The organism is Pseudomonas sp. P4_D7, assembly GCF_056401755.1.
In genome coordinates this window covers 17,564-28,961 of record NZ_JBFUIR010000068.1, presented here as the reverse complement: position 1 = coordinate 28,961, position 11,398 = coordinate 17,564, and the positions used below count along the sequence as shown (strand labels likewise).

The 11,398-nt window shown below is 56.4% G+C and carries 11 protein-coding genes; 6 read left to right on the top strand and 5 right to left on the bottom strand.

Annotated features, from left to right (window positions below):
• The first annotated feature begins 96 nt into the window (after positions 1-96).
• Together AC1DVF_RS26810 and rluB are read left to right on the top strand one after the other, a co-directional pair.
• Entirely contained in the window at positions 97-288 is a 192-nt protein-coding gene (locus tag AC1DVF_RS26810) for a DUF1289 domain-containing protein (RefSeq protein ID WP_034153249.1), read from the top strand.
• Between the two features lie 154 nt (positions 289-442).
• The gene (gene rluB / locus AC1DVF_RS26805) at positions 443-1,663 is read left to right on the top strand and encodes a 23S rRNA pseudouridine(2605) synthase RluB (protein WP_095050147.1); all 1,221 of its coding nucleotides are present in this window, start codon (positions 443-445) and stop codon (positions 1,661-1,663) included.
• 215 nt (positions 1,664-1,878) lie between these two features.
• On the opposite strand, the gene AC1DVF_RS26800 is transcribed toward rluB, so the two are convergent.
• Positions 1,879-2,844: a M29 family metallopeptidase gene (locus AC1DVF_RS26800; protein WP_186624427.1), complete on the bottom strand. Its 966-nt coding sequence runs from the start codon at positions 2,842-2,844 to the stop codon at positions 1,879-1,881.
• Between the two features lie 71 nt (positions 2,845-2,915).
• Entirely contained in the window at positions 2,916-3,053 is a 138-nt protein-coding gene (locus AC1DVF_RS26795; protein WP_003222780.1) for a hypothetical protein, read from the bottom strand.
• 893 nt (positions 3,054-3,946) lie between these two features.
• Here AC1DVF_RS26795 and AC1DVF_RS26790 point away from each other — a divergent pair.
• A complete protein-coding gene (locus AC1DVF_RS26790; protein ID WP_186624426.1) occupies positions 3,947-5,365 on the top strand; it encodes an amino acid permease in 1,419 nt (472 codons plus the stop codon).
• 68 nt (positions 5,366-5,433) lie between these two features.
• Here the strand turns inward: AC1DVF_RS26790 and AC1DVF_RS26785 are convergent, their stop codons facing one another.
• Positions 5,434-6,783: a serine hydroxymethyltransferase gene (locus AC1DVF_RS26785; RefSeq protein WP_093439553.1), complete on the bottom strand. Its 1,350-nt coding sequence runs from the start codon at positions 6,781-6,783 to the stop codon at positions 5,434-5,436.
• A gap of 533 nt (positions 6,784-7,316) precedes the next feature.
• On the opposite strand from AC1DVF_RS26785, the gene AC1DVF_RS26780 reads away from it, so the two are divergent.
• Complete coding sequence (locus tag AC1DVF_RS26780) at positions 7,317-7,922, top strand: helix-turn-helix transcriptional regulator (RefSeq protein ID WP_186624441.1); 606 nt, start codon at positions 7,317-7,319, stop codon at positions 7,920-7,922.
• The gene (locus AC1DVF_RS26775; protein WP_093439557.1) at positions 7,906-8,781 is read left to right on the top strand and encodes a queuosine precursor transporter; all 876 of its coding nucleotides are present in this window, start codon (positions 7,906-7,908) and stop codon (positions 8,779-8,781) included. The genes AC1DVF_RS26780 and AC1DVF_RS26775 overlap by 17 nt, the downstream gene beginning before the upstream one ends.
• 54 nt (positions 8,782-8,835) lie before the next feature.
• Here the strand turns inward: AC1DVF_RS26775 and queC are convergent, their stop codons facing one another.
• Complete coding sequence (gene queC / locus AC1DVF_RS26770) at positions 8,836-9,534, bottom strand: 7-cyano-7-deazaguanine synthase QueC (RefSeq protein WP_257357585.1); 699 nt, start codon at positions 9,532-9,534, stop codon at positions 8,836-8,838.
• A gap of 157 nt (positions 9,535-9,691) precedes the next feature.
• Here queC and arfB point away from each other — a divergent pair, with 157 nt between their 5' ends.
• The gene (arfB, locus tag AC1DVF_RS26765) at positions 9,692-10,105 is read left to right on the top strand and encodes an alternative ribosome rescue aminoacyl-tRNA hydrolase ArfB (protein WP_095050152.1); all 414 of its coding nucleotides are present in this window, start codon (positions 9,692-9,694) and stop codon (positions 10,103-10,105) included.
• Here the strand turns inward: arfB and AC1DVF_RS26760 are convergent.
• Positions 10,102-11,289, bottom strand: a complete 1,188-nt coding sequence (locus AC1DVF_RS26760; protein ID WP_175559663.1) for an MFS transporter — start codon at positions 11,287-11,289, stop codon at positions 10,102-10,104. The two genes, arfB and AC1DVF_RS26760, sit on opposite strands and share 4 nt — an antisense overlap.
• Positions 11,290-11,398 lie beyond the last annotated feature (109 nt).

Below are 11,398 nucleotides of genomic sequence, written 5' to 3'. Positions count from 1 at the left end.
CGATTGCGGTGTGTCAGTCGACATCTTCTTGGCAGATACACCGCAATCGCGAGCAGGCTCACTCCTACAGGGGATTTGTGTGTTTCTGGAGTAGGTATGAGTTCAACAAAAGACCCGTGCATCAGCCTCTGCAAATTCACCGACGACATCTGTCTCGGCTGCGGCCGCAGCAAGCGCGAAATCAAGGCCTGGAAGAAACTCGACAAGGACGACAAGCGCAGCGTACTGGCCGAAGCCGCGCTGCGCCTGATCAAACTCGGTGGCGCCGGTCGGCGGAAAAAGAAATAACCTTGGCCTGATCGACTAGTCTCTGATGCGCGATGGCGCACATCCGCGTATGATTCGCGACCCTCCGCCGATCCCTTCGGCCGAGAACCCAGATTTCAATGCTTCAGGCGTCCAATTCAGAGCGCTTGAACAGACCACACCGGGAGGTGCCCAGATGAGCGACATCATTCAGAAAGACGACCAGGAAATCGGCCCAGCAGGCGAAAAGCTGCAGAAAGTCCTCGCCCGTATCGGCGTCGGCTCGCGCCGTGACGTGGAATCCTGGATCAGCCAGGGCCGGATCAAGGTCAATGGCAAAGACGCCACCCTCGGTCTGCGCGTCGACATGCACGACGCCATCACCATTGATGGCAAGGTGATCAAGCGCGAAGAAGCGGCCGAATCGGTCCGCCGCGTGATCATGTACAACAAACCCGATGGCGAGATCTGCACCCGTGACGACCCTGAAGGCCGTCCGACCGTGTTCGACAAGCTGCCGCGTCCGAAGGAAGGTCGCTGGATCAACATCGGTCGTCTCGACATCAACACCACCGGTCTGCTGATGTTCACCACCGACGGTGAGCTGGCCAACCGTCTGATGCACCCGTCCTACGAGATGGACCGCGAGTACGCCGTGCGCGTACGCGGTGAAGTCGACGACGAGATGATCGAGCGCCTGAAGGCCGGCGTCGTGCTGGAAGACGGCCCGGCGAAGTTCACCGATATCAAGCAGGCACCGGGCGGTGAAGGCTTCAACCACTGGTATCACTGCGTGGTGATGGAAGGCCGTAACCGTGAGGTTCGTCGTCTGTGGGAATCGCAGGGTCTGGTGGTCAGCCGTCTGAAGCGCGTGCGTTTCGGTCCGGTGTTCCTCAACTCCGACCTGCCGATGGGGCGCTGGCGCGAAATGAGCCAGTACGAAGTCGACATCCTCAGTGCTGAAGTCGGCCTGACGCCGGTAGCGATGCCGCAACTGAACGCCAAGAGCAAAGACAAGCTTGAGCGTATGCAGCGCAAATCGTCGCGCCCGATGGCCAAGACCGAGCGCGTACGCACCCTGCGTCCAGCCGCTGGCGCGCCGACCGGTCCGCGCCCAAGCCGTGAACCGCAGATCGAAGGCGAGCGTCCAGGTCGCAAGCCAGTAGCCCGTGACGGCGAACGCGCTCCGCGTCCGGCCAACGGTCGCACTGAGCGTGGCGAGCGTGGTGCACCTGCCGGTCGTGGCACGCCTGTGGCGGATCGTCCAGCAGACACCACCAACAAGCGCCCGGCCAAACCTGCGCCGAAGCGTCCGGGGATCAAGCTGGTTGACGGTGACAAACCGTCGGGCAAGCGTCGTGGCGCACCGGCCGGTTCCGGTCAGCGTCCGGGGTTTGGTCGCAAGAAGCCGGAATAAGGCAGCTGCGAGCTTCTAGCGGCACGCTTCAAGCCAAAGCCAAAACGCCAACCTCAGGGTTGGCGTTTTTTTTCGTCTGATGAAAGGTATGACCGATCGTTCCCACGCTCTGCGTGGGAATGCCTCAACGGACGCTCCGCGTTCGGCTCTAGAGGGACGCGGAGCGTCCCAGGCTGCATTCCCACGCGGAGCGTGGGAACGATCAGGTGCCGGTCCTAAAACACAAACCGGCCATCAAACACCGGCTTGTTATCCAGCGCCAACACCCCGCCGGAGAAGATCAGGTCCAGGTGATGGCTGCCCTTGGCCCCGCCGCCCAATCCGAGATGCAACCCACAATGCCGCTCCTCAAACCCGGCATTACGCGCATACAAATCCTTCACGCCTTCATTGGTGCCAATCCCCAACTCCTCAATCCGCCGGTTCGACGGATTGGCGTCCAGGTACTTGTTGAAATCATGCTCCAGCCCCGGCACCTCCGTGGCGATGCGGCTGATAGTCGAATTCTCGATCCATAGCTCCAACGGCGATTCCAGTACGCCGTATTTGCGCGCAAACGGGATGGTGCTGAGGAACGTGCCCTTGAATTTCACATGGCCATTGATGGCCTCGCTGTGCGTGGCGATTTCGCCGGGGGCCAGGTCGAAGTTGCCGATGCCGTTGATATCGGTCCACTTCTTGATGCTGCTCAGCGGCGTTTCAAACCATGAGCCGTCATCGTCTTTGAAACTCAGCGTGGTCGCCTGGGACATACGCTGGATCAGGTGACTGTTCAGGCCAGCAATGCGCTGCGGCGTGACGCTGAAGGTGTCATAGAAATAATCGCCGTAATCCTTGAACAGCAGCGACTTCTTCCAGTTCTCCGCCATCACCGCTTGCAGCGCGCGGACGAACTCCGGGCCGTCGGGGCGTGGGTTGGGCAAGGTGGAAGAGTCGTAGAAGAAAATGTACAGATCGCTGTCGGTGATTGCCGAGGTCAGCGTTGCAGTGCTGTCCAGGTCCAGACGTCGGCTGCTGAACTGGAAACGAGGATGATCGCCTGCCTGTTCGGCGATCGCGCCGGTCAGCGCTTCGTAATCAGCCGTGTGGCCGAGCAATACCTTCGCCGAGTCGAGGCCGGCAAGGGCGGGGTGGTGTTCGAGGTAGTAAAGGAAATGCGAGATCGCGCGGGGCTTATCCATGAATCCTCCCTGACTGACCGTGTAGAAAGCGGCAGGCACGACCGGCCGGATCGTGCCTGCCCGGAGATGTCTTACAGAGGCCACATCGCCGTGCCGAACGGAACTACCGCGTCGGCTTGCATCATTTCTACAGCCGCCTCGTGGGTCGGTGCTTCAAACCATTCGTCCAGTTGCAGTTCGGTATCCAAGTCTTTTTCCAGTGCTTGCATGGTCGATCTCCTAGATGACATTCACGGTTGTGACTGGCCGGTCGAGGTGGCCGGCAAGACGTGAAGAACCTAGTTCAGGGTTTTTTGTAATGCAAAAAATTATTCATTTAATTTTTAAATAGACTTTTTATTCTGTTTTTCGGCGGCAGTTTTCTTATTTGAAAACAAAAAACTAAACGGCACGTTTCATTAGCAAGCTAGCTACCGTCAATTTGCAGACGTCTGACAGATATTTCCGAAATGGAAACTCTGCGTTACGCATCGTAAAGAAATGTTTACAAAAAAGCCGGTAAAACCGAGGGAAACCAACCCGTCATGATCGCTGTAAGGAAAAGCTGCCGAAGCCTGCTCCGCCGCGGGCCGGACAAGGCTCTGGCGCGCTTGTTTCAGCGCCGTTTGCAGGGTGAGATGCGCCTCATGCCTGTCGTGCAGGTGCATAACAAGAAGGAGGCGCAATGAACGCCGTGACTGATCTCCATCTCTCTCCGTGGGACGATTTTTTCCTCGTCCACGCCGATGGCCTGCAAAGGCCTGACTCAATTTTTGCAGCCGCTCGAGTGACTCGAGGCGGACACACGCAATCCCGGCAACCGCCACGCTGATCCAGCGGGGTCTGGCAGCAGGGGGTTAGCGGTGTACAATGCGCCGCGTTTTAACTGTGACCCTCTGCGTAATCGCGCAAATCTCAAGGCTATCCGCCTTGTTCACTCCGTGGCGCCACAAGCGTTTCGGGTTCGATTTCGTCACAGATAAAAACAAACAGGTGACGCATGACCGTTGTAAACAAGCTGAACTCCTGGTGCCTGCGCTGGGGTTTGATCGGGGCTGCCTGAAATCGCAACCTTGCAGCAACGTCTACTGAACACCATCAAACCTTGCGTGAGACCTTTTTCATGAGTGGACAACCCTCGCAATCAGGCGAGCTGAAACGCGGCCTGAAAAATCGCCATATTCAACTGATCGCCCTCGGTGGCGCGATCGGTACCGGATTGTTCCTCGGCTCGGCCGGGGTACTGAAATCCGCCGGCCCGTCGATGATCCTCGGCTACGCCATCTGCGGCTTCATCGCCTTCATGATCATGCGCCAGTTGGGCGAGATGATTGTCGAAGAGCCGGTGGCCGGTTCCTTCAGCCATTTCGCGCACAAGTACTGGGGCGGCTTTGCCGGGTTCCTGTCCGGTTGGAACTGCTGGATCCTGTACATTCTGGTGGGCATGTCGGAGCTGACCGCGGTCGGCAAATACATTCACTATTGGGCGCCGGATATCCCGACCTGGGTGTCTGCAGCGGCTTTCTTCGTGCTGATCAACGCGATCAACCTGGCCAACGTCAAAGTCTTCGGTGAGGCGGAGTTCTGGTTCGCGATCATCAAGGTCGTCGCGATCGTCGGCATGATTGCGCTGGGTAGCTACCTGCTGGTCAGCGGCAACGGCGGCCCGCAAGCCTCGGTGAGCAATCTGTGGTCGCACGGTGGTTTCTTCCCGAACGGTGTGAGCGGTCTGGTGATGGCCATGGCGATCATCATGTTCTCCTTCGGCGGTCTGGAAATGCTCGGTTTCACCGCCGCTGAAGCGGACAAGCCGAAAACCGTGATCCCGAAAGCGATCAATCAGGTGATCTACCGAATCCTGATTTTCTACATCGGTGCACTGGTGATCCTGCTGTCGCTGACGCCATGGGACAGCCTGTTGGAAACCCTTAACGCGTCTGGCGATTCGTACAGCGGCAGCCCGTTCGTGCAAGTGTTCTCGATGCTCGGCAGCAACACCGCCGCGCACATCCTCAACTTCGTGGTCCTGACCGCTGCGTTGTCGGTGTATAACAGCGGCACCTATTGCAACAGCCGTATGCTGCTGGGCATGGCCGAGCAGGGCGATGCGCCGAAAGTGTTGGCGAAAATCGACAAGCGCGGTGTGCCGGTGCGTTCGATTCTGGCTTCGGCGGCAGTGACGCTGGTGGCTGTGCTGCTCAACTACCTGATTCCACAACACGCGCTGGAACTGCTGATGTCGCTGGTGGTTGCGACGCTGGTGATCAACTGGGCGATGATCAGCTTCTCGCACTTCAAGTTCCGCCAGCACATGAACAAGACCAAACAGACGCCGCTGTTCAAGGCGTTGTGGTATCCGTACGGTAACTACATCTGCCTGGCATTCGTCGCCTTCATCCTCGGCGTGATGCTGTTGATCCCGGGCATTCAGATCTCGGTGTATGCGATTCCGGTGTGGGTCGTGTTCATGTGGGTCTGCTACGTGATCAAGAACAAGCGCGGCGCGCAGCAGGCCGTGCACGCGGCAGGTGCTGCCAAGTAAGCGCTGATGCAGAAAAACAAAACCCGGCCTGAGTGCCGGGTTTTTTTATGGCTGAAAATGTTGGAGCGCTATTGGTAGTCGGCGAGAGGATAGTCCCTGCACAGGGTTTCGACCTCTGAGCGAAACTGCGCGAGGAGCAGGGGTTCCAGTGTGTAATCCTGTTCGCCGAGCGGCGCTACCGTATTCAGAACCCGCACTATCAAATCGACGATCTGGCGGCTGCCGTGGACATCGACCCGGCGTTGCGCCAGAGCGCCCGTGCCGATGCGCAGTCCGCTCGTCACCAGTGTCGAGCGGTGATCGCCGGGAACGCGATGGCGATTGACGATGATCCCGCAGTGACCCAGTGCCGCCTCCGCGATAGCGCCCGTGATGTCGCCACGCAAGCGAACCAGTACCGTATGGTTTTCACTGCAGCCGCCAACCACTTCGTAATCCTGTGCCTGGAAGGCGCGGGCCATTTCATCCGCAGTACTGCGGATCTGCGCCATGCAGACGTCGAATTCTGCCGACATGGCGTAACCCAGCGCGGCAGCCTTCGCAGCGATCATGTTGGCAGCGAGCGCACCCTGCATTCGCGGGTAAACGGCTTCATCCAGCAGGCGACTGAAGGTGGTTCTCAAGCCGGGAATCTTGGTGTTCGCATCAGCACCGCTGAGGATCACGCCACCCCGAGGCCCGGCGAGTTGCTTGTGCGTGCAGGTGACGGTGACATGTGCGGCGTCGATCGGACCTGGATGCCGACCGGTGGCCACAAGCCCGGCGATATGCGAAATGTCGGCGAGCAGGATGGCCCCGGCTTCATCGGCAATTTCGCGAAACCGCGTGAAGTCGACTACGCGTGAATAGGCGGTGGCGCCGCAGAGGATGACGCGTGGGCGATGGGCGAGCGCCAGCAGGCGCACTTTGTCGTAATCAATAAGACCGTCGGATGTCGTGCCGTACTGGATCGCCTTGTAGTAGGCGCCCGAAAACGCCGCGAGGCTGCCATGGGTGAGATGACCACCGTGCTCCACCGCCATACCCAACAGGGTATCGCCAGGCTCCATCAAGGCCGTAAGGACTTGGTATATGGCGTTCGACGCTGAGTGTGGTTGCACGTTGGCGTATTGCGCGCCGAACAGTTGCCGCGCTCGGCGGATGGCCAGCGACTCGACCAGTTCGACGTTCTCGCACCCTGCACTGTGGCGCTTGCCGGACATGCCCTCTGCCGTCACGTTGACCAGCACGGAAGCGCAGGCCGCCAAGGTTCGCGGCTGAACTGCGCAGGAGGAGGAAACCAGTGAAAGCGTGTGCTGTTGACGCGTGATTTCCGCGTCGAGAATGGCCGCCAGTTCGGCATCTTCTGCGCGAAGATCCGTCAGGCCACGACGCAACATGTCAGCCTGGTTCTTGAGCGGTTCAGTAATGACTGCCATTGCTTGATTCCTTCCCTGGTTTTGCGAGATTTGCGCATGTCCTTGCTTGCCGGATCTGTACAGGCGAATCCGTGTTTTGACCGCTGTGCGCGCAAAACTAAACCCTGTACAGGCCCACCCGTTTTTTCGTTCTTTCACTCTTGAGAATGCGACGCCGGATTGACGCATCATAAATTTTTCAGTGAGGAACGCCACAGAATTAATCAAAAAAATGAACATTCTTCAAAGAAAATGATTCTTTTTGTAGTCGCGTCGGGTGTAAAACAGGCATTGCCCGGAGCCGATTTTCAGGCCATGGGTGGAAGTCGAAAGGAACTGACGAGTCATTACCGAGGCTGAAATGACCCCGCACGTTGGCGGAAGCAGCCTGTGAAAGCTGACTTTTTATACCGAACCCAAGGAGGGAGAATGCTATGATCCTGCGCGGCACTGACAGGGATATAACTGCAATTTCCTACCTCACTTGTGTATGTCCGGAATGATCATTCGGGACGTGACATTGATTGCAGTTAAAAATGGATGATAAGCATGTGATGCACAGAAGAGAAAGATCGGAGAATCTGAAGAACAACATCAAATACCTGATAAAGAGTCGCGGGGAGACGCAGTTGTCCTTGTGTCACTCCAGTGGTTTGACGCGTACCACCATCTACAACATCCTTGAAGGCAAAGTGGTCAATGTACAGCAGTCCACTGTACGCAAGATTTCTGATTTTTTCGGCGTGTCTTACGAGGAAATAGAAACGATTGATTTTGAAGAGAAGGAAATAATCGAAAGCAGTATTTCGCCGCAGGGAAACATGAATCCGGCGGCGGTTCCGGTGATTAAAGAAAGTCTGCTGCTGCAAAGTCTGGATAAGAGAATTGGTGAGTTGGCGACGATTTATCCATTGACTTACTATTTTGGCGCTTCTTTTAATCTGATTGGTGTGCTGCTGGAAAACGAAATCAGCGGTCTGCATGAACCCGGTGAGCTGTTGATCGTACAGAAAGGAGCATCGACCAGCGACAGGGAAAAACTGGTGTATGACAAAATCACAGCGAAGTTATCTATAAGCCATGAAGGCAACTTTGATGCGGATCGTGTATGCGTGATCGGAGATGTAATCGAGGAACGATTTAATGGATTGCAGTGTTGAAATGGAAAACAGCAAGTACAAATTGCTGGGGTTCGAAAATGGAAAAAGCCTGGCCGTTATCATGGTCATTGCGACAGGCAAGATAATTAAAATAAAACTGAGTGAAGTGTTGAATAGTGAGATTATGGATAATCTGAATAAAATCGAAGTGAAAAACCTCTACAAGAAGTTCTACTCCCAGGGTGGGGCGCTGACGGCATACGAAATCAATGATCGTCATGAAAGTTCGTGGATGATCTACATCATTCTGAACCTGATGCTGTTCACGCTTTATATTTTCACCAGCATTGCGGCGACCAAGCCGATCTACCTGGATTACTTTGACATTGTCGTGACCCCGGGAACCTTTCTTTACCCGCTGACCTTTCTGATCGTTGACTTGTTGAACGAGACCTTTGGTCTGCGGCTGGCGCGCCGGGCAATTCTCTTTGCGTTCATCAGCAATGCGGCGATTATCATTCTATTGGCGATCACCACCCATTTGCCGGGGTTGCCGGGGTGGAAGCTCGATGGACCTTACAATGACGTGATCAGTCAATTGTCTTCTGTTCTGGTAGCGTCTTCGATATCGTTTCTGGTGTCCGAAAACATAAACTCGTATCTGTTGTGCAAGATCAAGGAACTGACCAACTCCAGATTCCTGTTCTTGCGAGTATTCTTGAGTACATTGTTTGCAGTAATCATCGACAGCTTTCTGTTCTGTTACATCGCATTCTATGGAACGATGGAGAACAGTGCGATCTTGAGCATGATCTATGTGCAGATCGCGATCAAAGTGGGTTTTGCTTTCTTTAATATCATGCCCGCTTATGGGGCGCGGTCGCTGTTCAAGAAGTATCTGACGGGAAGCCAGGTTTGATCGAATAGCAGAAGCGCTCGCTTGGACTGTCCCAGGCGAGCGTTTTTTTGTGTCTTATTTTAGTTTGAGTTTCAATTTCAAACTGTTGGTTACCTGATCTTTGTTCTCCAGGAACTCGTTGAGGCCTTTCGCGCGAAGATTGCACGCGTCACAGTCGCCGCATCCGCTTCCAGCTATACCGTTGTAGCAGGTCAGCGTCTGATGACGAATCAGGTCCAGTTGATTGTGGTAATCAGCCAGTGCCCAGGTTTCGGCTTTGTTCAGCCACATCAGTGGCGTTTCCAGACGTAACTTGTAATCCATGCCCAGTTCAAGCGCGTTGTTCAACGCCTTGACGAACTCATCGCGGCAATCCGGGTAACCCGAGAAGTCGGTTTCGCAAACACCGGTAATGACTGTTCGGGCTTGAACCTGATACGCATAGATAGACGCGAGGGTCAAAAACAGAATGTTTCTTCCCGGTACGAAAGTGCTCGGCAGACTTTCTCCGGAACTGTTGACGGTCGGCACGGGAATGTTGTCGCGGGTCAGGCTGCTGATCGCCAGCTCATTCAGCAGAGAGACATCCATTACCTTGTGAACGGTCACGCCAAGCTGTTTGCAAAGTTGCTGCGCAACTTCAATTTCCGCGTGGTGACGCTGACCATAATCAAAGGTGATGCAGTGGACTTCATCATAGTGGGTCAGTGCATGGATCAGGCAGGTCGTAGAGTCCTGGCCACCACTGAAAACGATAACTGCCTTGTTGCTCATAAGTTTGCTTCCTGCATTAAACGGGTAAATTTAAAGGTCGCAATGGTAACTCGAAATGACGCTCGATATAAGTGCGCTGGAAGTTGCGCCCGCAGGCCGCAGGTCGCTTTGCAGCTAATCGCGGTATCCTGTGCACTCTGATTACGGACGCTTTTCCATGCTGGTGATTTCCAACAACGTGCATCTTCCCGACGCCGAGATCGAACTGACCGCCATCCGCGCACAAGGTGCCGGTGGGCAGAACGTCAACAAGGTTTCCAGTGCGGTGCACCTGCGCTTCGACATTCCGGCCTCGTCCTTGCCCGAGTTCTACAAGGAGCGACTACTGGCGTTGCGCGACAGTCGTATTACCAGCGACGGCGTGTTGATCATCAAGGCCCAGCAATACCGCACGCAGGAGGCCAACCGTGCCGATGCGCTTGAGCGTCTGGTCGAGCTGATCCTCAGCGCCACCAAAGTCGAAAAGAAACGCCGCCCGACCAAGCCGACCCTCGGTTCGAAGAAGCGCCGGCTCGAATCGAAAACCAAGCGCGGCAGCATCAAGGCCGGGCGCGGCAAAGTGGACTTCTAGTCTTCGCGGTACTTGGCCGTGTGCTTGTACAGATAGACGCTCAAGGCCAATCCGCTCAATGCAGCGAGAGCGGCGAACAGGAAGATCGAAGCAAAGCCGAAGCCTGCCGCAATCGCCCCGGCCAATGGCCCGGTGATCCCCAGCGACAAATCAATGAACAGTGAATAAGCACCGACCGCTGCGCCACGGCTTGAAGCCGGCACCAGATTCACTGCCTCCACACCCAGCGCCGGGAACACCAGCGAGAAACCAAACCCGCTCAGCGCCGCACCGGCCAGCGCCCAATGTGCGTCCGGTGCCAGCCACAACAGCAGCAGGCCCAGTGTCTCCACCGACAGGCAGGCAATCGCCACGCGAAAGCCGCCGAGGCGGTTGATCAGATTGCCGAACAGCAGGCGCGCACCGATGAAGCTGGCACCGAACAGGCTCAGGCACAGCACGGCGTTGTCCCAATGCTGTGTGGCGTAATACAGGGTGATGAAAGTGGCGATGGTGCCGAAGCCGATCGAGCCCAGCGCCAGGCCGCAACCGTGGGGAAACACTTTACCGAGCACATGCATGAACGGCAGGCGTTCACCCGCCACAATCGGCGCGGCGGTTTTCGGCCAGGCCAACGCCAGACCAAGAATCGCCAGCAAAATGATGCTGACGCCCATGCTCCACAATCCCAACTGGCCGACCAGCCACACGCCGAACGGTGCGCCAACTGCCAGTGCGCCATAACTGGCGATGCCGTTCCAGGAAATCACTTTGGCGGTGTTTGCCGCGCCAACCCGGCCAATGCCCCAGCCGATCGAACCAGAACCGACAAGGCTTTCAGCGCTGCCCAGCACCAGGCGACCGATCAACAGACTGATCAAACTGAGCATCGGCAGGTTCGGTGTCCACGCCGAAATCAACATGAACACACCGCTCAAGCCGCACCCGGCCAGGCCAATCATCACAGCGCGTTTGCTGCCCTGGTTGTCGATGATCTTGCCGGCATACGGACGGCTGAGCAGGGTCGCGAGGTACTGCACGCTGATCACCAGACCGGCAATCACCGCGCCAAAGCCCAGATCGCTGTGCACATAGCCCGGCAGCACCGCGAGCGGAATGCCGATGTTCAGGTAACCGATAAAGGTGAAGAGGACGATGGAAACGACTTGCAGCGTGACCGCCAGGGGGCGCTGGGGCTCGGACATAGAGGGCGACATGGGTAACGATCCACGGGAACGGCAGATTAGATAGGCTGCTTATGATACCGGCGTAGAGGCTTCTGGGGCGGGAAAAGTAAAACTATTTGCCGGGAGG

Coding starts and splice junctions, on each gene's coding strand:
- AC1DVF_RS26810 (WP_034153249.1), top strand. CDS start 97: ATGAGTTCAACAAAAGACCCGTGCATCAGCCTCTGCAAATTCACCGAC.
- rluB (WP_095050147.1), top strand. CDS start 443: ATGAGCGACATCATTCAGAAAGACGACCAGGAAATCGGCCCAGCAGGC.
- AC1DVF_RS26800 (WP_186624427.1), bottom strand. CDS start 2,844: ATGGATAAGCCCCGCGCGATCTCGCATTTCCTTTACTACCTCGAACAC.
- AC1DVF_RS26795 (WP_003222780.1), bottom strand. CDS start 3,053: ATGCAAGCACTGGAAAAAGACTTGGATACCGAACTGCAACTGGACGAA.
- AC1DVF_RS26790 (WP_186624426.1), top strand. CDS start 3,947: ATGAGTGGACAACCCTCGCAATCAGGCGAGCTGAAACGCGGCCTGAAA.
- AC1DVF_RS26785 (WP_093439553.1), bottom strand. CDS start 6,783: ATGGCAGTCATTACTGAACCGCTCAAGAACCAGGCTGACATGTTGCGT.
- AC1DVF_RS26780 (WP_186624441.1), top strand. CDS start 7,317: ATGCACAGAAGAGAAAGATCGGAGAATCTGAAGAACAACATCAAATAC.
- AC1DVF_RS26775 (WP_093439557.1), top strand. CDS start 7,906: ATGGATTGCAGTGTTGAAATGGAAAACAGCAAGTACAAATTGCTGGGG.
- queC (WP_257357585.1), bottom strand. CDS start 9,534: ATGAGCAACAAGGCAGTTATCGTTTTCAGTGGTGGCCAGGACTCTACG.
- arfB (WP_095050152.1), top strand. CDS start 9,692: ATGCTGGTGATTTCCAACAACGTGCATCTTCCCGACGCCGAGATCGAA.
- AC1DVF_RS26760 (WP_175559663.1), bottom strand. CDS start 11,289: ATGTCCGAGCCCCAGCGCCCCCTGGCGGTCACGCTGCAAGTCGTTTCC.